The 20598-nt window shown below is 36.7% G+C and carries 18 protein-coding genes; 7 read left to right on the top strand and 11 right to left on the bottom strand.

The genetic code is table 11. The features are described 5' to 3' along the window. The coding region (locus tag ACJMLD_RS06380; RefSeq protein ID WP_405269413.1) for a right-handed parallel beta-helix repeat-containing protein at positions 1 to 6093 on the bottom strand (6093 nt) is incomplete at its 3' end. Positions 6094 to 6484: 391 nt separating this feature from the next. Here ACJMLD_RS06380 and cfbB point away from each other — a divergent pair. Next, positions 6485 to 7840, top strand: a complete 1356-nt coding sequence (cfbB, locus tag ACJMLD_RS06375) for a Ni-sirohydrochlorin a,c-diamide synthase (RefSeq protein ID WP_405269410.1) — start codon at positions 6485 to 6487, stop codon at positions 7838 to 7840. A gap of 1 nt (position 7841) precedes the next feature. Further along, positions 7842 to 8903 carry an oligosaccharide repeat unit polymerase family protein gene (locus ACJMLD_RS06370; RefSeq protein ID WP_405269408.1) on the top strand — a complete coding sequence of 354 codons (1062 nt, stop codon included), beginning with the start codon at positions 7842 to 7844 and terminating at the stop codon, positions 8901 to 8903. Here the strand turns inward: ACJMLD_RS06370 and ACJMLD_RS06365 are convergent. Further along, positions 8889 to 9800 (bottom strand): restriction endonuclease, encoded by a 912-nt coding sequence (locus ACJMLD_RS06365; protein ID WP_405269405.1) that lies wholly within the window; start codon positions 9798 to 9800, stop codon positions 8889 to 8891. The genes ACJMLD_RS06370 and ACJMLD_RS06365 overlap by 15 nt on opposite strands. Positions 9801 to 9917: 117 nt before the next feature. Between ACJMLD_RS06365 and surE the strand changes: the two genes are divergently transcribed. After that, entirely contained in the window at positions 9918 to 10694 is a 777-nt protein-coding gene (gene surE, locus ACJMLD_RS06360) for a 5'/3'-nucleotidase SurE (protein ID WP_405269402.1), read from the top strand. Positions 10695 to 10699: 5 nt separating this feature from the next. Here surE and ACJMLD_RS06355 read toward each other — a convergent pair whose 3' ends face one another. Then, the gene (locus ACJMLD_RS06355) at positions 10700 to 10843 is read right to left on the bottom strand and encodes a hypothetical protein (RefSeq protein ID WP_165814077.1); all 144 of its coding nucleotides are present in this window, start codon (positions 10841 to 10843) and stop codon (positions 10700 to 10702) included. Between the two features lie 79 nt (positions 10844 to 10922). On the opposite strand from ACJMLD_RS06355, the gene ACJMLD_RS06350 reads away from it, so the two are divergent. Then, the gene (locus ACJMLD_RS06350) at positions 10923 to 11126 is read left to right on the top strand and encodes an LSM domain-containing protein (RefSeq protein ID WP_405269399.1); all 204 of its coding nucleotides are present in this window, start codon (positions 10923 to 10925) and stop codon (positions 11124 to 11126) included. Here ACJMLD_RS06350 and ACJMLD_RS06345 read toward each other — a convergent pair. From ACJMLD_RS06345 to ACJMLD_RS06325, 5 genes are all read right to left on the bottom strand, one after another. Then, positions 11123 to 12127 carry a methanogenesis marker 12 protein gene (locus ACJMLD_RS06345; RefSeq protein ID WP_405269396.1) on the bottom strand — a complete coding sequence of 335 codons (1005 nt, stop codon included), beginning with the start codon at positions 12125 to 12127 and terminating at the stop codon, positions 11123 to 11125. The genes ACJMLD_RS06350 and ACJMLD_RS06345 overlap by 4 nt on opposite strands. 42 nt (positions 12128 to 12169) lie before the next feature. Then, positions 12170 to 13162, bottom strand: a complete 993-nt coding sequence (ilvC, locus tag ACJMLD_RS06340; protein ID WP_405269393.1) for a ketol-acid reductoisomerase — start codon at positions 13160 to 13162, stop codon at positions 12170 to 12172. Positions 13163 to 13288: 126 nt separating this feature from the next. Beyond that, positions 13289 to 13816, bottom strand: coding sequence for a beta-class carbonic anhydrase (locus ACJMLD_RS06335; RefSeq protein WP_405269390.1), 528 nt, complete (start codon positions 13814 to 13816; stop codon positions 13289 to 13291). Position 13817: 1 nt separating this feature from the next. After that, on the bottom strand, positions 13818 to 14303 hold the full coding sequence (gene ilvN / locus ACJMLD_RS06330) for an acetolactate synthase small subunit (protein ID WP_405269388.1): 486 nt from the start codon (positions 14301 to 14303) through the stop codon (positions 13818 to 13820). Next, a complete protein-coding gene (locus ACJMLD_RS06325; protein ID WP_405269385.1) occupies positions 14304 to 15998 on the bottom strand; it encodes an acetolactate synthase large subunit in 1695 nt (564 codons plus the stop codon). 73 nt (positions 15999 to 16071) lie between these two features. Here ACJMLD_RS06325 and ACJMLD_RS06320 point away from each other — a divergent pair, with 73 nt between their 5' ends. Both ACJMLD_RS06320 and ACJMLD_RS06315 read left to right on the top strand, forming a co-directional pair. Beyond that, positions 16072 to 16428 (top strand): DUF2085 domain-containing protein, encoded by a 357-nt coding sequence (locus ACJMLD_RS06320; RefSeq protein WP_405269382.1) that lies wholly within the window; start codon positions 16072 to 16074, stop codon positions 16426 to 16428. Next, a complete protein-coding gene (locus ACJMLD_RS06315; RefSeq protein WP_405269379.1) occupies positions 16418 to 16660 on the top strand; it encodes a zinc-ribbon domain-containing protein in 243 nt (80 codons plus the stop codon). Before ACJMLD_RS06320 ends, ACJMLD_RS06315 begins: the two co-directional genes overlap by 11 nt. Before the next feature lie 2 nt (positions 16661 to 16662). Here ACJMLD_RS06315 and argF read toward each other — a convergent pair whose 3' ends face one another. Genes argF through purD form a run of 3 tightly spaced genes read right to left on the bottom strand, consistent with a single transcriptional unit; the run spans position 16663 to position 19802 of the window. Beyond that, positions 16663 to 17568: an ornithine carbamoyltransferase gene (gene argF, locus ACJMLD_RS06310; protein WP_405269376.1), complete on the bottom strand. Its 906-nt coding sequence runs from the start codon at positions 17566 to 17568 to the stop codon at positions 16663 to 16665. Positions 17569 to 17623: 55 nt separating this feature from the next. Then, a complete protein-coding gene (locus ACJMLD_RS06305) occupies positions 17624 to 18469 on the bottom strand; it encodes a TMEM175 family protein (protein WP_405269373.1) in 846 nt (281 codons plus the stop codon). 22 nt (positions 18470 to 18491) lie between these two features. Then, a complete protein-coding gene (gene purD / locus ACJMLD_RS06300; protein WP_405269370.1) occupies positions 18492 to 19802 on the bottom strand; it encodes a phosphoribosylamine--glycine ligase in 1311 nt (436 codons plus the stop codon). An 89-nt stretch (positions 19803 to 19891) separates the two neighbouring features. On the opposite strand from purD, the gene ACJMLD_RS06295 reads away from it, so the two are divergent. Further along, on the top strand, positions 19892 to 20524 hold the full coding sequence (locus tag ACJMLD_RS06295; RefSeq protein ID WP_405269367.1) for an Ig-like domain-containing protein: 633 nt from the start codon (positions 19892 to 19894) through the stop codon (positions 20522 to 20524). Positions 20525 to 20598: the final 74 nt, after the last annotated feature.

Below are 20598 nucleotides of genomic sequence, written 5' to 3'. Positions count from 1 at the left end.
TAAACTTACAGCACCACCAACATTAGCAGAGTTGCCGATGAAAGTGGAATCAGTAATAGTAGCGGAAGATCCAGCAGGATGAACAATAATTGCTCCACCTTGAGTATTGGAAGTACCAGAACTACCTACACCAACACCTTTATTGTTTTCAAAAGTACAATTATCAACAACCAAATCAGAAGACTCAACAAATATTGCACCACCGAAAGTAGCATTGTTACCTTCAAATATGGTGTTTTCAATAATTACCCTGTTAGGTTCTGTGTTCAAGTAACCGAGAGATGAAATTGCTCCACCCCAAGAACCAGTATTGTTAGCAAAGTAAGAATCTTCAATCATGGTAAAACCAGAAGTTACAACAGCACCAACTAACAAATCACCATTATTGCCATCACGAATAGTGATGTTTTTGAGGTTATTAGTAATATTGGAACCCTTAATAGTTAAAACACCATTCATATTGTAAATTGCAGCTCCACCGTTATCATCATTTCTAGACCTGAAAGTAATATCATTCTTATCAAATACGGAATCGAACACATCCACAGTTCCTTCAGAGTAGATTGCTCCACCACGGTAAACAGCTGTGTTGTTTGTGAAAGTTACATTTTGAGGATTGAAGAATGAATCTGCATCAACATAAACGGCACCACCTTTATCAGCGCTACCATTAGTCAATATCGCATCATCCAACATGAGAATAGAACCACCGGTGATATCAAATATTCTGTGTGAATTTGAACCACTGATTGTGCTGCCATTAGCTCTAATGTATAAATATTTGCCATCGATAACAACGCCATTAGGGAATTTGTCACCGTCATAGCTTTCATCATAAGCGAAGTCATATGATAGGTCTAAAAGGCCAATGTCGTTGTTGTCTATTTGATACTGTAAATCTGTGTAAGTTCCTTTTTTAGGTGTTACCACTAAGTTATATGTTTGTTCAATAGGTTTGTATACAGAACTACCTTTAACAGTGGCATTGATTACATAAGATCCAACAGGTATTCCCTCAAAAGTAGTATTGCCTACTCCATTCTTAGTTGTAATCTTTTTAGTTACTCCGTTAATAACAATTTGAACAATATTAGTACCATTCAAACGTACCCCATCTTTTTCACGAGTGAGTTTTACGCTGACGGTAACATTATTCGGATGAGTGATATTTTCATAAGTTACTTCCAAGACCCTGTCAATAGGATTGACATTTATATAAGCAAAATATTGGGTTATGAGGGAACTATCCGCATATGGGAAAGTACTTCGAGTATTGCCCATGTAAATTTTACCAGATTTTGCAGTTTCAAAGGCAGCCTCATATAATCCTGATTCTTCATTAAATGTGAGTTTACCAGGTACAGAACCAGAAACAGAACTTGGACCGCACCAAATTCCTATTTTATCATTATATGTTCTTATAATATTGCCGTTGTCATCAGTGACGTTAGCTTTGATAGTAAATTGTTCACATGCATCACAAGTATAAGTCTGGTTATCATTGATAGTGATTATCACATTAGAAGTTAGTTTACTATTTTGACTAAGGAAAATACCAGTGCCATCGATTACATTTTTACTTAAAGAGAGATATCCTCCATTATAAATAGCATCTCCATCTCCTGCTTCATTATCATCGGAGAAGTTTGAATTAGAAATAATGACATTAGGACCGTTGGCAAATACTGCGCCGGCTTTTAATACCGCAGTGTTTTCCTTAAATGCACAATTGTCAATGATTACAGTAGTACCTTGACCAAGACCTGCACTTACAGCACCAGCAATAGCACCATCACCAGTCGCTTTGTTAGCGGTGAAATTAGAATTGGTTAAGGTAAATGAACCAGTACCGTCTGCAGCAATAGCACCACCCATAGCAGTGTAACCTGGACTTCCCGGACCAACAACTACGTTATTATTGAAAGTACAATCTGAGATAGTAGTTTGCATATCGCTAATATCGATAGCACCACCATCGTATGCTTTGTTGTTGTTGAAAGTAGCTCCTGTAATGGTTAATGTTTGAGTGCCATCGCCATCTGCAATGATTGCACCACCATAGATACCGGTATTGTTTTCGAATAAACCTCCAGTAATTGTAGCGCTTGAGTCAAGTAAGCTGATAACAGCATTTACCAAATCACCACTAGCACGGTCAAGCTCTCTTTTACCGTTGTTGGTAACATTGGTGTTAGTTAAAGTAACTTGAGCGTTCTTAGCATAAATAGCTGCACCGCCACTATCATCATTAGTGCTTATTTCTGTTACATCATTATTATCTAAAACACAATCGGTAAGGGTGATTACTCCACCATCAGTGTAAATGGCACCACCATTTTTCTCGGCAACATTGTCTTTGAATATTACATCGTTTGCAGTTAAAGCAGCACCAGAATTAACTTTAACACCTGCGCCGTCATAAGCGGCACCATCGCAAATGGTTAAATTATTTAAAGTTAAAGTACCGCTGGTAACATCGAATAAGCGAGCACTGTCATTACCGCAAACAGTAAATGCATTACCGTCAATAGTGATATCCTTATCAATTACAATTCCGTTTTCAAGACCTGCGTCAAACTCGGCAACATATGCGTAATCACCATCCAATGTAATAGTATCACCGGATTCGGCATTTGCAATTAAAGTTGCTAAATCAGTTAAAGTTCTAATTATCTTAAGAGTACCAGTTTGAACTTGGCTTTCATCTTGGAGATTTGTAGAAACTACAAATGTTCCTGATTTAGTAGGTGTGAATGTAGTATAATATCTGCCAGTTGTAGGGTTAACGCTAATTCCAGGCACTTCAGTTTCGTCTATAACAAATTTGAATGTTAAAGCAATAATGTTATTGTCCATATCATCAGTTACTGTAGCATTAATAACAGTTGGAACCATGTGGATAGTTACAGTATCATTATTCAAGATTTTAACTTTCAATGGAGAAGTTATGATTACTCCTTTAGCGGCACGGATTTGCGCTTTATCATCACTGCCTGTGACTGTGTTGCCGGTCCATTCTAATTCTGTGCCCGCTACTTGAGAATAAATAGCGTTAGCATATCCTGGGGCAACATTGTTGTTGAATGCAGAACCAACAACAGAAGTATTTCCTTGAGTGTAAATAGCTCCACCGTTAATAGAACCATTGTTTTCTGTGAAAGTACAATCATCCACATCCAACTCACTGCCGGCAGCTACAAAAATAGCACCACCAGCTTGAGCAGTATTTTTAGTGAAGTTTGAATTAGAAACAGCTATAGGACTGCCATCTGTATATTCATAAATCGCCCCACCAAGTTCATTAGCTTTGTTGTCAGTGAAATTACATTCATCAATAGTGAAAGTACCTGATGTTGCGCTACTAATACTTACGGCACCACCCAAATCTGCAGTGTTGTTGATAAATTCAGATCCACTAATATCAGCGGAGGCGCCTTCATCCATCACTAATATTGCACCACCTTGACTGCTTGAAGTGCCTGCACTTCCAGGACCAATACCGCTGTTGTTGTAGAATTTACAATCTTTCACAACAAGAGGGGCACCACTATCATAAATAGCACCACCAAAGATTGCGGTATTCTCTTCAAATACGGTATTTTCAACAGTTAATGTTTTATCAGTTTCTGTTTGGGTGATAGCTCCACCATAACGGCCATAGTTGTTGGCAAAGTAAGAGTTTTTAATGGTTGTTTCACCCATAGCTACAACTGCACCATCAAGAACATCACCTGTTACATAGTCTTTAAGGTTGTCAACAACTTGAACATTATCCAATGTTGCAGTTCCGCCATTGTTAAAGATAGCGGCTCCACCTTTATTTTCACTACCTGCTCCATCTCTTTTAGTAATGTAATTTTCTTTAATGCTTGAATCTGTTAATTCAACTGTGCCTTCAGAGTAGATTGCACCACCTTTGTAGGTAGCTGTGTTTTCAGCAAAGTTAACATTATTGGCGATTAAGGCACCGCCTTCATTTACATATACTGCACCACCTTCTGAAGCAGAACCTTTGGTTAAATTAATGGTATTGAGAGTTAAGGAAGCTCCGTCCTCAACATTGAAGATTCTGCCAGAGTCATCTGCATTAATATAAGTGCCAATTACGCCCTTTGTATTAGCATAACCTTTTATAGCTATATCCTTATCAATTACAATTCCATTTTCATATACATCTTTTTCATCATCAGCTTTGGTGATTTTAGATGAACCGATATATAGATTTCCGCCACTAACTAAACCAATAAGATTATCCAATTGAGTGAAAGTAGTTAAGGAAGTTTGTTGAACTGTACCATGGTTTTCAATTGCATAATCCCCAACATTGCTGAAAGTGTCAGGATATGTTGTACTCAAAGTGACTTGTCCGTTATTTACAATAGCACTGGTTCCATCACCAACAACATTAGCATCACTCAAAGACAAAGTAGTGCCTTCATTTACAGTGAATACTTTTCCGTCGTTTGAGGTGATTGTATTACCTTGTGCATTAATACTAATAGACCTGTCAATAAGCACACCATCTGCAAATGTATCATATTCGCTTTCTAATTTGGTTACATCATCAGTTAGATAAATAGTAGCGGTAGATCCGCTGTCAATTAAAGCTTGTAAACCAGTGAAGCTAGTTGGATTACAATAAAGATTAGCGCTTTTTACATTCGGGAAGTCTCCAATACAATCAAAGTAGACTGAAGGAGTATTACCACCGGAAATGTCTGCACCGGCATTATCATAAGTATTATTGGAAACTGTCAATGGTCCCCTATTATCATATATTATTGTATTAGTAAATGAGGAATCTGTAATTTCAGCTTCCCTTACATATACAGCATCAGCACGTGAAGTGTTATTTACAAAAGTGGAACCTGTTATAGTCATGGTTGAGTCACTGTATACAGCTCCTCCCATTCCTCCACGATTGTTTGTTCTTCCATTGAATGTTTCTGAATAGCTTGCTTTAGCTTCATTATTAACAAAAGTACAATTTACGATTTTAGTATTTGTAGATGAAATTGCACCACCCATTACTGCACTGTTATCTTCAAATCTACAATCTGAAATTACGCAATCATCATTGGCCTCATCTGCACAGATTGCACCACCGTGAGCATAATTAGTCTGACTGCTGCCTGTACCCCTTACCTGATTTCCTTTAAAGGTACAGTTGGAAATAGCATAGGTGTTTCCTACAAAGTCTATTGCACCTCCATTGAATGCGAAGTTGTCTTCAAATGTTGAACCGACAACGTTTAATGTAGCTTGATTACCATCGCTTAAAATAGCACCACCATAAGATCCGCTGTTGTTTGCAAAGTATGAATTACTTACTGTTAAAACACCATTTTTGCTTGTTACAGCAGCGCTAGATAAATCACCTGTGTAAGCTCCAGTTCCACCACGATGTACAATATCTTTTAAGTTATTTGTAATTGTAGAACCTGAGATTGTTACACTACCGCCATTATCATAAATAGCGGCTCCTCCGTATCCATTTACGGTACGGTCAGTTAAGTCATTACCATCAAAAGTAGAACCAGTTACAACTAAGGAACCGCCATTGTTGTATATTGCCCCACCGCTTTTAGTAGCGGTATTGTTTGATAAAGTAGAATCAACAAGTGTGACAGTTCCACCATCATTATAAATAGCTCCACCATTTTCTGAATTACCGTTTATCAAGGTCACACCAATCAATGTTAAAGAATGACCTGAATTAACATTAAAAATTCCACCTAGATTATTAGCGTCAAATTTAGGATTATTGCTGCCTATTACAGTTAAATCCTTATTGATTACTATATCACTTTCCCCGGCGACCCTCACATAATTGGAAGTTGCAAACAGCGTACTTCCTCCTGTGTCAATCTCCGTTTGAAGTTGAGTGAAATTTTTGCTTGCATCTGCTGACAACACTTCAACATCCTCAGCTACTTGAGAAACATCATCATCAGCTGAATCAATCTCTAAAGTATCAAAGTCATCTTGAGGCATTGCAACATCATCAGATGCATTTGTATCCGCTGCGCTTACAACGGACATTGATATAATCATTATCGCAACAAGCAATAATGAAATACTCAGTTTCTTCATGTCTAACCTCGTTTTTAAACTTGATTTAATCTAAACAAACATGTCCAAAATTTAGATTAATCAATTGTATATAAATTATGCATAATATATAAACCATCCTAAAAAATCTTCATAATAAACTTTAAATATAACTTTATTATCGTTAAAAATATGAAATTATATTAAACAAAATTTAATAAAATTAAAAATTAATGGAAATTTTTCAATTTCTAAAATCAAATATTGGAAGATACTATTTTACACAAATTTTTAAAAAAAAATAAAACATTTCAATAATTTAAGATTGTCACTTAAATTAAACATATCTAATTCTTTAAAAAAAATAAAACATTTCAATAATAAGATTACCGCTTGCATTAAACATATATTTACATATAAATAATATATTATCATGAGAATTATTTTAGCAGGAACCGGAAGTGCAGTTGGAAAAACAACAATAGCTACCGGAATAATGAAAGCCTTAAGCGAAAAGTTTAATGTCCAACCATTTAAGGTTGGACCGGATTATATTGACCCATCCTATCACACATTGGCAACCGGCAATGTTTCAAGAAACCTGGATTCCTTTTTCATGAAGGCAGGTCAGGTCAGGGATTCCTATCTGAAAGCGATGGACGGAAAGGACATTGCAGTCATTGAAGGAGTGCGCGGACTTTATGAGGGAATTGATTCTGTCAATGACATCGGAAGTACGGCCTCAATTGCAAAATCCCTAAAGGCCCCGGTAATCCTAATCATAAATTCTAGAAGCCTAGTTAAAAGTGCTGCGGCGCTGGTTTTGGGTTTCAAGGCATTGGACCCAGAAATCAACATTGCAGGAGTTATCTTAAATAAGGTCAAAAACCAAGCACACTACGAGAAAACCAAACGCTCAATTGAAGAGATAACAAAAACCGAAGTCATCGGAGGCATTGTCCGTGACGACAATATTTCAATTGAACAAAGGCATTTGGGGCTTGTTCCTGCTCGTGAGAGAGAAAATTCTCTTAAATTTATAGATATTTGGTCACAAACAATTAAGGAATCAATTGATCTGGACAGATTGGTTGAAATTGCAAAGACCGCTCCAAAGATTACTTCCGATATCGTGCCGATATGGAATAGGATTAACAAGCAGCCCGTCAAAATCGGCGTGGCATACGATGAGGTCTTCAATTTCTATTATATGGAAAACATCGAATCACTGGAAGCCAACAATGCCAAAGTCAAATATTTCTCGCCATTGAATGATGAGGAATTGCCTGACGTGGACGGATTGTACATCGGCGGAGGATATCCTGAACTGTTTTCAAAGGAACTGAGTGCAAACGAGAATATGCTTTCACAAATCAAAACATTCCATTTGGAAAACCGACCTATCTTTGCCGAATGCGGAGGACTGATGTATCTTATGAATTCCATCCATGAAGACCAGATGGTCAATGCGTATCCCTACAAATCAATTTTAACGGATAGAGTGCAGGCGCTGAAATATACAATAGCTGAAGTTACAAAGGACAACATCATCTCCAAAAAGGGCGAAACATTCCACGGACATGAATTCCACTACTCAAAAGTCATTGTAGATAAAAGCAACATCAGACATGACCTGGCATTCAATATTTTGAGAGGAAAGGGATCCTACAATAATCAGGATGGATTCATGGAAAGGAATACCCTTGCAAGCTATGTCCACACCCATGTAGCTGCAATGCCTAATTTCGGTGGAAACCTTGCAATTTCCAGCCATGAGCTTGGAGGATAGAATGAATCTTAAAAAAATCGATTTTTTTAACCCGATGATTGTCGTGGTTGCAATACTGGCATTTTTAATTATGGGCTATATCGGATCATTCAACTACAGATTTGAAGACCCCTTAAAGCCGGAAGTGATTTTGACAATCCTATTTTCCTGCCTAATCTTTGCAATCGGCGTTTTAGCAGTGAAATATAAAGTGAACATTAGCGATGTTAAGGAAATCGGCTTTTTATCCGAAAGGATATTGGTGGTTCTGGTCTTGATGGCATTGATGCTGCAAGGCCTGAATCTGGTTTTGATTGGAGGCATTCCCCTTTTCAATAGTGTCCTGAAGTCAAATGCAACAACAAACATCTGGAGAATTGCATATCCCCTATTTTTAATAATGATAAACATTCTGCTTGCAAAATACTATGATAGAAAATATTTGTTGCTGGTTGCACTTGGAGCATTAATATTTGGCCTTAACGGCTATAGAACCTCAGTATTGGGAATATTAGGAAGCTCATTTATTACGCTTTACTATCTTGATAAAATCTCTCGAAAAATGGGAATAATATTTGTTTTAGTAATCGCCGTTGGAATAATGGCTGTTGGATATATAGCATCACAATCCATTGCAAATCAAAACTGGACACTGAACCCTCTGGAACTGATATTCTACAGAGCTGCATTCACATTAGAAGTTTTTGAAAAAATCATCCCGCTTGGAGCAAGCACTCATGGACATATCCTAAGCATGATCTTTTCATCAGGAAGCCCAAGGACATTTATTGGCGAGTATGTCCTTCATTATACCGTTTGCTTGACTTCAACACTGTTCGGACCCGTTTATCTTGATTTCGGATTGATAGGCCTTACAATCCAAATGCTCTTTATGGGACTGTTTTTAGAGTTAATCTATAAATTAAAAAAAGACATTGGAGTGGGGATTTACTCCATAATTTTAACACACACAATAATCTGGATAGAAACCGGACCTACCGACATAATGATTTGGTTCCTATACCTTCTCGGCCTAATTTTGATAATAATTAATTTCGACTACATTAGTCTAAACAAAGATTAATATAATCAATATAATCAATGAAATGAAGAACACGAATGTTCCTTTAACAACGAAGTCTCTGTTTCTATCAGTGTACAAGGACAATCCATATGAAAGCAGCAATGCGACAATAAGCTCAATCAATCCGCTGATTCCTGCATCCATTCTCAATAAATTGCCTGCAATGAAGGATATTATATAAGCAACGACTACAACCAAAACAATTAAGACAAGTGGATTTTGGACAAGCTGATAGAATAATGAGTTTCTTCCAAATCTGTTGCTTCTGGATTCATAGTTGTATAATGTAGTGACGGAACTGGATAAGCTTCCGCTGTTTCTGGATTTGCCTCTGTTCAAGAGTGAAGACAAATTAAATCCTCTGCGGTCTTCCTCGACTTGCCTATATAATGTATTCTGATAAACGACAGGATTCTGTTCCCTTCTGCGCATCAGATAATCCATATCAGAAGCATCGTAAGTATATTCAGGGTATTCCTCTTCAATATAGGCAGATGCCCCTCCATCATAAGGGGTATTGTCCAAAGTAGTTTGAGAAGTTCTGTCCTGATACTTCTTAGCAAGCTCGAGTAGATCATCCCTATCCACCAATTTAATGTTCTTTCTAAGAGCATAATTCTTTGCCTGTTCTGAAAAATAGGAAGAAGAAACAATTGTTGTTTTAGAAGCCTTCAGACTTTGCTGAACCTCTTCCATTTCCTTTAATACATCTACTCCAATCTTAAAATCTTTATCGTAGTTTTTACATGCTACAACAACACCAAAATCCCCTATTGTTGTAGGCAATATAGCATAAATATCTATAACCTTTTGTGAAGTTTTAAAATTCTTGTAAACCTTAAAACCGGAGTCTTCCATCACTTTAGCTATAAAATTAATTAATTGTGGCTTTTCCACGTTTCCACCCACATGTGTTTTTACTTAAAAATTTCTATTATATTTTATAAACTAAATTATTATTAAAGTTTGTCATAATACTAAAATATTTTAACAAGATTAAAACTTAATAATATTATGAAAGCATTAATAAGTAATGATGATGGAATAACCGCTTCAGGAATACTGGCTTCAAAAAAAGCCGTTGAAGACTTATGTGACACTTATATTATAGCACCTGAAACTCAACAAAGCGGAATAGGACATGCATTAACTTTATATGAACCTTTAAGAGTAAATGAACATGTTCTAAAAGACGGAAGCATCGGATATGGTGTAAGCGGAACTCCGACTGATGCGGTAACAATTGCATTATTTGAAATAATGGATGAAAAGCCGGACATAATGATTTCCGGAATAAATACCGGCTTCAATATTGGGCAAGCCGAGCTGACAACATCAGGAACATTGGGAGCAGCAATTGAAGCCGCAAGTTTTGAGATACCTACAATTGCAATTTCCCAGGAAGTGACCAGAGACGACATTAAATTTGAAAACGGGTCTATCGAAATTGACTTTGATTTTGCAGGAAAAATGCTGAATAAGCTAACAAAAATCGTGCTGAAAAAAGGATTGCCTGAAGGAATTGACTTATTGAATGTGAATATCCCTGCAAATCCGATAAATGAAGAATTTGAAGTTGTAAAATTAGGAAATAGGATGTATTCTCCCGTAGTTCAAAAACGCTTAGACCCTCGTGGAAAGCCATACTATTGGATTGATGGTGAACCTTATGAAGAAAATGAGCCTGGAAGCGATGGTTATGAATTACGCAGAGCACAAAAAACTACTGTAACACCACTTAAAATAGATTTGACTAGTGATATGAGCTTATTAAAGGAATGGTTTAAGTAAAATACTTATAAGTTTAAATCTTTAAGTATTTTTTCTCTTTCTTCCCTAAGCTCGTTTAATATTTTTTCATCTGTACATCCATCTTTCTTTAACTGAGCTATTGTACGAGTAATAGCTTCTAAATTACTTTCTAATTGATTGATTGCCATAGTAATATTTAGAACATTAAACTATATAAAGTTGAAACTCTAAAATAAAAATAGAATTATAATCAAGGATTTGAAAAAAATGAGTCAAGATAAGGAAAATGTAAACAAGCTTTTTAGACAATTTAAAAATAAATATGTAACCGTTGATTTGAGAGGCGACTACCAAAGCGAAGGAAAAGTAGTTGCTATTGATAATTATTTAAATCTTGTTTTGGAAAATGAAAACGGTTTAGAAACCGTTAAAGGCGGAAATATCATATTCATTAGTTTAAAAGAAGATTAGATATTAACTTCAATACCTAATATTTCTTTTTCGCCATTATAAACATCCATCGCTATTTGAGCAGCACCGATAGCTCCAGATTCTTTAGAAATAACCTTTAAAGGATATTTATTTTTGAAATACCTGTTGATTTCATCTTCAAAATTGAATGGTTCGGTTGCACTTCCAACAGAGCCCGTAAGCACAATTCCTTCAATTTCATTTTCACATACGATATCCAGACCCGCAATTTCCATTGCAACGGTCATGACTAATGTGTCGATTGCCAACTTCGCTTTTTCATCGCCATTTATATAATTTTGAAGAAGCTGGTCCTTCATATTGGCAACTTTGCCGTCGATTCCTGCAATCTTAATAGCTCCCGCATGTGAGAAACATTCATTAGCTGAGACATTGTTTTCATCAATATTTCTTATCATTTCCAAATCAAGCGGTCCATGGACAATGCCCATAGCGCCCAAACATGCATCGATTGCGCCTTTAATCTTTCCATCCTCAATTAGGACATCCACACTGTTGGATGAAATATCGGCTACAATAAAATTAGACCATCCCGTTTCCTTTACTGCATTATATGAGATGCTTACCTTTTCGGGGCTGGCCTGATGGGAATAAGCGGCTCTGAATAACCTGTCAAGGGAATCGGAATTTTTGTGAAGGCCCGGAATCATTATTGAATCGATGTTCAACGCTTCCAACTCTGAAAACACTGATGTTCCGCCACCGGTTACCTTGCCCGCTCCACTAATGGACAGAATTCCTCTGTCCTTAACCTTATGTGTAGGCAGGATTTTGTTTATTCCATCACCCATTGCATAGGTAATGGCCATCAATTTGACGGAACCCAAATCAACACGTTTAGTTAGCTCTTCGGTTGCAGAAACCAAACCTTTCTTGCTTTCTTCCCTTCCTATTTTGAAAACATCAATGACTTCGCCGTCGTCAGACATTATGCAAAAAGAGATTCCAGTGGTTCCATGGTCCATTCCAATAAATGCCATTATTATCACGAAAAATAAAAATAAAAAAAGATAAAAAGACGTTTAATCGTCTTTTTGTAATCCACAAGCTTTTCTTAATCTTTCACCAACAATTTCGATTTCTTTTTGACCTTCGGCTGCTCTCATTTCTTTTAAGTTAGCGCCGTCGGTTGCGTTTTCATCTGCCCATTGTTTTTTGAAAGTTCCATCTTGGATTTCTTTTAAAACTGCTTTCATACCGTCTTTGGCTTCTTGGGTAATGATTCTATTACCTCTGGTTAAACCACCGTATTCAGCAGTGTTACTTACATCCTTCCACATTCCGGCAAAACCTTTTTCGTAGATTAAGTCTACAATGAGTTTTACCTCGTGGCAGGTTTCAAAGTAAGCGATTTCAGGTTGATAGCCTGCTTCAACTAAAGTGGTAAATCCAGCATTAATCAATTCAGTGATACCGCCACATAAAACAGTCTGTTCTCCGAACAGGTCAGTTTCGGTTTCTTCTTGGAAAGTTGTCTCCAATACACCCGCTTTGGTCAAGCCACATGCTTTTGCCATGCCTAATGCGAGCTGCATTGCATCGCCGGTTGCATCTTGTTGGACAGCCACTAAACCTGGAATACCGAAACCTTCCTCATAGGTTCTTCTTACCATGGATCCTGGTCCTTTTGGTGCAAACATTACAATGTTTACGGTTTCATCAGGTTTGATTAATCCAAAGTGTATGTTGTAACCGTGAGAGAAAGAAATAGTGTTTCCGGCTTCTACATATGGTGCAATCTGTTCGTTGTAAACTTTTTCTTGGGTTTCATCAGGAAGCAAAATGTGAATAATGTCAGCTTCTTTTGAAGCATCTTCGATGGACTTTACAGTCATTCCATCTTCTTTTGCTACATTCCAAGAGCTACCATTTTCTCTTAAACCAACAATAACATTAGCTCCACTATCAGCCATGTTTCTAGATTGTGCTCTTCCTTGAGAACCATAACCAATTACAGCAATGGTTTTTCCTTCAAGAGCGTCTGTATTTACATCTGCATCGTAATACATTTTCATTTAAAATCATCTCTTTGATTTTTTAATTAATTTATAAATTTAAAGATATCAAATAAAATATCACTTAATAAGTATGAATCTTAATATTAATAAAAGTAACTTTTAAAAAAAATAGAAAATAGATGATTAGTAACCATCTACTAAAACTTTCAACTCACCAGTGACGATATCAATGATAAGACCATGTACCGGCACGTCCGGGATTAATGGGTGGTTCTTGATTTTTTCAACGACATTCTTAACGTTTTCCTCTTCGTCTTCAAATCCACCAATCCATTCAGCCAAATCATATTTGGCAATGTCCTCTTCAGCAATGCCGCGAGCGAGCATTTTTTCTTTTAAAGCTTCAGCGTCTGCACCAGCCATACCACATTCTGTGTGGCCTACAACTAATACCTCTTCACAGCCTAAATTGTAAAGAGCAGCACCGATTGATCTGATTGCATCCTCTCCAACAATGGAGTTTCCTGCATTCCTAACAATTTTAGCGTCCCCTCTTTCAAGACCTAAAGCAGGTTCAAAGAAATCGATTAATCTGCAGTCCATACAAGTTAAAATAGCTAATTTTTTCTGTGCATGGTGAGACATTTCTCCGCCTTCAAAGTTTTCAACAAATTTCTTATTATCCTCTAAAACGTTTTCCAATATAGTCATTTTAAACTCCCCTTGCCATAGCTGTAAGGCCAGTACGGGCTATTCTTTTAATTCCATAATTTTCTACTAAAGATATAAATGCATTAATCTTTTTCTTATCTCCAGTAAGCTCAATCACCAATGTTTCTTCTGTAACATCAAGTATTTTTGCTCTGAAAATATTAGTGTATTGCATTATTTCAGCTCTTGCTTTTTCATTAGGAACATTTACCTTTACAAGGCATAATTCCCTTTTCACAGCAGTTTTTGTAATATCTTTAATCTTGATAACATCAACTAACTTATTCAGTTGTTTTGTGACTTGCTCCAAACCTTTCTTGTCTGCGTGTACTGAGATAACCATACGGGATAGGCCTTCCACTTCTGAATTTCCAACTGTGATGCTGTCAATGTTGAATCCTCTTCTATTAAACAATCCCGCTACTTTTTGCAAGACTCCCGGTTTATCTTCAACTAATGTAGAAATAACATGATATTCCAAATCCATCTAAATCACATCCTTTTCAAGTTTGTATTCGCCAATCATTTCGTTGATTCCAGCTCCAGGAGGAAGCATAGGCAGCGCTTCTTCAGAGTCGATTACTACATTCAATAAAATTGGTTCATTATCTTTAATTGCTGAAGACAAGGCCTCTTTGGTTTCGCCAGGTTTTGTGATTCTGACTGCATTTACTCCGAAACTTTCCGCTAATTTGACAAAGTCCGGACTATTTCCAAGCAAAGTTTGAGAGTGTCTATTATCATATAGCAAGCTTTGCCATTGATATACCATTCCTAAAGTTCTGTTTTCCAAAACAATTGCAACAACAGGTATATCATACTCCCTAACAGTGGCTAATTCCTGGCATACCATTAAAAATCCGCCGTCACCGTTTACTGATACGACAGGGTCGTCAGGACAAGCCACTTTAGCACCTATAGCTGACGGGAACCCGAATCCCATGGTTCCAAGACCGCCAGATGAGATGAATTTGCGTGGCTTTTGGGTATCATAGAAATGTGCAGCCCACATCTGATTTTGACCAACATCTGTTGTTAGAATAGATTCGGGAGTCAAAACCTCTGAAATCTCCTTTATAACAGTTTGTGGTTTGAGCGGTACATCATCATAAGTTACTCTAGGAAGTAAATCCTGTTTTCTTTGTTTAATCATTTCAACCCAGTTGTTAACATCATTTGAAGTTTCATGACCTTCCAGAGTTTTATTTAATGATTCCAAAACATTTCTTGCATCCCCTACAATCGGCAAGTCAACATGGACATTCTTGCCAATTTCAGCAGGGTCAATATCAATATGAATAACCTTTGTATCCGGTACAAAGCTGTCTAATCTTCCGGTAGTTCTGTCTGAAAACCTTACACCAATAGCTATCAATAAGTCAGCTTCATTAACTGAATCGTTTGAAACTTTTCTTCCATGCATACCAAGCATTCCCAATGCCAATTCGTCAGTTTCATCAATAGCCCCCTTACCTAAAAGTGAAGTCATGACAGGAGCTTTAATTGTGTGTGCAAGTTTTTTTAGCTCACAGCATGCATTAGATATGATGACACCTGCACCAGCCAATATAATAGGCCTTTTGGCTTGCTTTATTAAGTCGCGAGCCTTTTTGATTTGTCTGATATTACCTTTAGTGGTTGGGTTGTAGCCAGGTGTTTCGATTAGAGAATCATCGAATTTTGTGAGTTCCCCTTCCTGAACTTCTTTAGGAACATCTATAATAATTGGACCTGGTCTTCCACTTGAAGCAATTTCAAAACTGGATTTAATCATTGAGGGTATTAAATCCGGATTTTTTGGTTGGTAGCTATGTTTGACAATAGGCATGGTTATTCCAATAATATCCGCTTCCTGGAATGCATCATTACCGATTAAATGAGTTGGAACTTGTCCAGTAATAGCTATAATAGGAGAAGAATCCATGTATGCAGTGGCAATACCTGTTACAAGATTAGTCGCACCTGGACCTGAAGTTGCCAAACACACACCCACACGACCAGATGCCCTTGCATATCCGTCAGCTGCATGAGCCGCGCACTGTTCGTGTCTAACCAATATATGATCCATGTCTGAATCATATAACATGTCATAGAATGGTATGGTTTGTCCGCCAGGATAACCAAATATTGTTTTTACCCCCATATTTTTGAGGGATTCAATTATCGCTTCTCCGCCTCTCATTTTTAAAACCTTTATATTTATTATGCAATTACATATGTATGCAAAAATATATATAATTATTGAAAAAATATTAATGTACTTATGTTGTGTTGATAATATGGAATTAACAAAATATATCTGCCACAGAAAACCTGAGCGAAGTTTCTTTATCAGAGGCCATCAGTTTCCAGTCTGCGCCAGGTGCACCGGATTTTACACCGCCTTGATCGTATATTTAATTATTACCCGCTTCTATTCACATGGCTATGACCTGAATATGTTGTTAATGTCTATGATTTTGATGATTCCTGTGGCTATCGATGGCTTAACACAATATTTTGGCCCAAGAGAAAGTACGAACAACTTAAGATTCATTACAGGATTTATTGGCGGAATTGGTCTAATAATCTTTTTAAAAATAGTTATAAGGTGGATTTTTAATGTATTGTAGGTATTGCGGTGAGGAAAACCCGGAAGAAGCACAATTTTGTAGAAACTGCGGTAAAAAACTAAAGGAAGAAATTAAAAAGCCAAAAATAATTGAAACAACTACAAATAATCAAAACGATAATAGTGAAAGCAGCTCTACAGCAAGCAGTTCGACTGACGACGGCTGGATAGGATGCTGCTGTCTGGCTTTAATCGTGATATTCATTATGTCTGCGTTAATGAGTGGAATCTAAAGCTATTTCATGTAATAGTACAAAACAGCCTTTTGGGCATGCATTCTGTTTTCAGCTTCATCATAAATAACGGATTGCGGACCATCAATTACTTCCGCGGTTACTTCCTGGCCTCTGATTGCAGGCAAACAGTGCATGAAAATAGCTTCATCATTAGCTAAACTCATCAAGTCTGAGTTCACTTGGAACGGTGCAAAATCAATTTCCCTCTGGGCCGCTTCAGCTTCATCACCCATACTTACCCAAACGTCGGTATATACAACATCGACATTTTCAAGGGCAACGCCAATATCATCGGTTACGGTGATTTGAGTATTGTTCTCTTCAGCATATTCATAAGCGGTTTTTAAAATATCTTCAGCAGGCTCATAGCCTTTAGGGCAGGCCACGGACATGTCCATTCCTAAAAGTGGAGCAATCAATAAAAGGGAATTGCATACGTTATTTCCATCACCGACGAAGCAGATTTTTTTACCTTTCCAATCGCCTAAATGTTCTTTGATGGTTAACATATCAGCTAATGATTGGCAAGGATGCTCCAAATCGGTCAATCCGCTAATGACGGGAACATCAGAATATTTGGCTAGTTCTTCAACGTCTGAATGTTTTTTAGCACGAATCATTATTCCATCAACAAAACGGCTTAAAACCTTTGCAGTATCTGAAATAGGTTCACCTCTGCCCATCTGCAAATCATTAGAAGACAAGAATATTGCCCTTCCGCCTAACTGATACATTCCAACATCAAAAGAAAGTCTTGTTCTTGTTGATGATTTTTCAAAAATCATTGCTAATGTTTTGCCTTCGAGAGGCTTCTCTTCAATTTCACCCGCTTTAATTTTACTGGCCAAATCCAGAATGTAGTTAACATCCTCTTTAATATCACTAACAGATAATAAGCTATCCATCTAAAATTCCCCTTTAATAATACTAATAAAAAAGAATATTTGTAAAATATACATATTAAATTTTTCTATGCTTCCATTTGAATATGCTATCACTTATTGAAGATATTATAGGAATCAATAGGAACAGGAATATGAAGTTGCCTGAAACATTAAAGTCCAGGAGATTTACAATAACTGTTAAACCCATTATTATCAGGAATGTATTTAAAACATGCCTTTTTTCCTTTTTGGATGGTTTATTTTCAAGGAAATCCTTTTTATATGCATAAACATACATCAGCAAGAATGCAATGATTACTAATAGGATATTAATACCGAACAAAACTTCGGACAAGAAGAAATGAGAGAATTTTCCTATCAACGAAGTTGTAAACGGAATAAAGGATATGGTGATTAAAAAGAAGATATTTAACCATAGATATACGAAATTCAGGTTGTTGACTTTTATAAATTCGTGGTGATAAATCCAAAAAGAACTGATCAATATAAAACTGACGATTGTCACTCCAACGGTTGGAGCCAATGTTAACAGGAAAGATATGAAATGGGAATAAGAGTCTATTGCTATATCCGGTGCTGAAATACCAAATACCAAAAGAGTCATTACTATGGAAAAAATTCCGTCGGTCAAGGCTAGCAGACGACCCGGATCGATGTCCATCTCTCTTTCAAATCCCCTTTTGAATTGTTGGAATAATTTTAATCCCTTATTGATTAGGCCTATTTCATCTGCTTTTCTAGAATCATCCTCGTTTTCAGCATCTTTAGCAGATAAATACTCAATTAATGCATTCAATTTTTCTAAATCTTCCTCTGAACTAACATTTTCTTTTAAAATTTCAATGTTGTCGTGTAATTCAGATTTCAATTCGTCCAATTCTTCAGGATTATACTCAGTCATAATACCAAAAAAAATAAGAAATTTAATTTAAAATTTCTTTCATATGTTCAATACGCTTGTTTACAAGTTCTGTTGTGCCGACATCCCTTCTGTGGTAAACATTACCTTTTACAAACTCACATGCTTTTTCAGCAATTTTTTCAGCTTCTTCAATAGTTTCGCCACTGGCTACAATGCCCAATGCTCTTGAACCTGACAAGTGAATTCCATCTTCCTCTTGACTTACGGCCGCATAAAATACCTTAGCGCCCAAATCTTCAATGGCTTCCTCATCAATTTCAATCAATTCTCCAGCATGTTCGGTTTCAGGATATCCATCAGGGACAATGTATTTACATACACTGGCTTTGTTTTCGAATTCGGCTGAATCCAGATTGCCGTCCACAATAGCTTGACAAATATCAACTAATGGAGTTTTTAACAAAGGCAATACATTCATTGCTTCCGGATCTCCAAATCTTGCATTGTATTCTATGAGCCTTGGCCCATCAGCAGTCAACATGAATTGGCCATATAGAATGCCTTTGTAAGGTTCTGCTTCTTCAGCAATGGCCTTTAAGGTAGCTTGCATGATTTCAACAGCCTTGTCATAATCTTTTTGTGTTAAAAACGGTAATAGCCCTCCAACATCAGAGTATGATCCCATTCCTCCGGTAATTGCACCTACATCACCTTCAAATGCATGAGGATGGTCCTGTGCTGCAGGCATTGGAGCCAAGTGTTCACCGTCGCAAAATGCCTGAATAGTAAATTCCTCACCAATCAATCTTTCTTCGATGATTACTTGAGCGAATCCGCCCATTTCATTGTCGATTACTTCACAGGAGTATTCTTTTGCTTCTTCATTATCCTTTAAGTGGTCTCCAACAATTTTAACTCCTTTACCACCAGTCAAACCAACAGGTTTTACCACTACATCCTTGTCGAATTCGTCTAAAAATGCGGATACGTCTTCAGAGTTATCAAATACCTTGTATACTAAAGAGCCTTCAATCTCGTAGTCTTCAAAGAGTTTTCTCATAAATGATTTATCGGTTTCAATTCTGGCTGCACTTTGAGTTGGCCCAACACATTTTATTCCATTTTTCTGAAGCTCATCGACAATCCCTTTTCCAAGTGGAGCTTCAGGACCAATAAATGCAATATCAATATCATTTTCAACAGCGTATTTCGCCACATTTTCAACTTCCCCTTCATCTCCTTGCTTGAATTCGGCAATTTTGGACATTCCGGGGTTGATTTTACTCATATAACAATATAATTCTACATCATCTTTAAGTGCATCTGCAATTGCATGTTCACGAGCACCGGTTCCAACAACTAAAACTTTCATGATTAAATCTCCTTACTATTAGATATATTTTTTAAAAATATATATATTTATTATAGTTAAACTCTAAAATACAAAATAGGTGAAAAGCAATGAACAAAAATATATTAATAATCGCGGTAATTGTTATCCTCCTTGCAATTGTAGGAGCATTCTTTTTAATGCAACCACAAGTCCATGAGGGTAAAATAAACACAGCAATCGATTTTTTAAGTGAAGATACCTTAAAAAATGGAGAATCCGTACAATTTGTACTTAAAGATGAAGAGGATAGGCCACTTTCAAACCAAACCGTTGTAATCACATTTAATGAAAATGGTGAAAACCAAACTTATTCAATAATAACTGATTCAGAGGGTAAAGGAGCTTTGGTTTTAAATAATGAGGCACCTGGCAGCTATGACGTATATGTATCATATAATGGAACTGCAAAATACAATGCATGTACCGGAAAAATAACAATAACCATTGAAGAAGGATATGTTGAAGCAAGTGTTGACGAAACATCAAATGTAACCACCCCAACCAATTCCAGTGCGGGCACTTCATTATATAACGGAAACTCTTCCTCAGGTTCCCAATTACACTACGACAGCCAATACAATTTCTATTATGATGACAATGGTATCATTCGTGGTGGCCAAAATGATGGATATTCAGCAGAATACATTAGAAACATATACGAATCCGGAAACATGACTGACGAAGATGGTAATCTACAATAGCCATCTTTATCTTATTTTTTTTATAGCAATTATTTTTTCGGCAATAACTTTATATAATAACACTTGCATATACA

The sequence above is a fragment of the Methanobrevibacter sp. genome (assembly GCF_045112895.1).
GTDB lineage: Archaea > Methanobacteriota > Methanobacteria > Methanobacteriales > Methanobacteriaceae > Methanocatella.
The sequence above is the reverse complement of the archived record's forward strand: the minus strand, read 5'-3'. Positions and strand labels throughout refer to the sequence as shown.

What these genes read in the sequence shown, in the direction of transcription:
- ilvN (WP_405269388.1), bottom strand. Translation starts at nt 14,303, where the DNA reads ATGGATTTGGAATATCATGTTATTTCTACATTAGTTGAAGATAAACCG.
- purD (WP_405269370.1), bottom strand. Translation starts at nt 19,802, where the DNA reads ATGAAAGTTTTAGTTGTTGGAACCGGTGCTCGTGAACATGCAATTGCA.
- ACJMLD_RS06320 (WP_405269382.1), top strand. Translation starts at nt 16,072, where the DNA reads ATGTACTTATGTTGTGTTGATAATATGGAATTAACAAAATATATCTGC.
- argF (WP_405269376.1), bottom strand. Translation starts at nt 17,568, where the DNA reads ATGGATAGCTTATTATCTGTTAGTGATATTAAAGAGGATGTTAACTAC.
- ilvC (WP_405269393.1), bottom strand. Translation starts at nt 13,162, where the DNA reads ATGAAAATGTATTACGATGCAGATGTAAATACAGACGCTCTTGAAGGA.
- ACJMLD_RS06335 (WP_405269390.1), bottom strand. Translation starts at nt 13,816, where the DNA reads ATGACTATATTGGAAAACGTTTTAGAGGATAATAAGAAATTTGTTGAA.
- ACJMLD_RS06345 (WP_405269396.1), bottom strand. Translation starts at nt 12,127, where the DNA reads ATGGCATTTATTGGAATGGACCATGGAACCACTGGAATCTCTTTTTGC.
- cfbB (WP_405269410.1), top strand. Translation starts at nt 6,485, where the DNA reads ATGAGAATTATTTTAGCAGGAACCGGAAGTGCAGTTGGAAAAACAACA.
- ACJMLD_RS06295 (WP_405269367.1), top strand. Translation starts at nt 19,892, where the DNA reads ATGAACAAAAATATATTAATAATCGCGGTAATTGTTATCCTCCTTGCA.
- ACJMLD_RS06315 (WP_405269379.1), top strand. Translation starts at nt 16,418, where the DNA reads ATGTATTGTAGGTATTGCGGTGAGGAAAACCCGGAAGAAGCACAATTT.
- ACJMLD_RS06305 (WP_405269373.1), bottom strand. Translation starts at nt 18,469, where the DNA reads ATGACTGAGTATAATCCTGAAGAATTGGACGAATTGAAATCTGAATTA.
- ACJMLD_RS06350 (WP_405269399.1), top strand. Translation starts at nt 10,923, where the DNA reads ATGAGTCAAGATAAGGAAAATGTAAACAAGCTTTTTAGACAATTTAAA.
- ACJMLD_RS06355 (WP_165814077.1), bottom strand. Translation starts at nt 10,843, where the DNA reads ATGGCAATCAATCAATTAGAAAGTAATTTAGAAGCTATTACTCGTACA.
- surE (WP_405269402.1), top strand. Translation starts at nt 9,918, where the DNA reads ATGAAAGCATTAATAAGTAATGATGATGGAATAACCGCTTCAGGAATA.
- ACJMLD_RS06370 (WP_405269408.1), top strand. Translation starts at nt 7,842, where the DNA reads ATGAATCTTAAAAAAATCGATTTTTTTAACCCGATGATTGTCGTGGTT.
- ACJMLD_RS06325 (WP_405269385.1), bottom strand. Translation starts at nt 15,998, where the DNA reads ATGAGAGGCGGAGAAGCGATAATTGAATCCCTCAAAAATATGGGGGTA.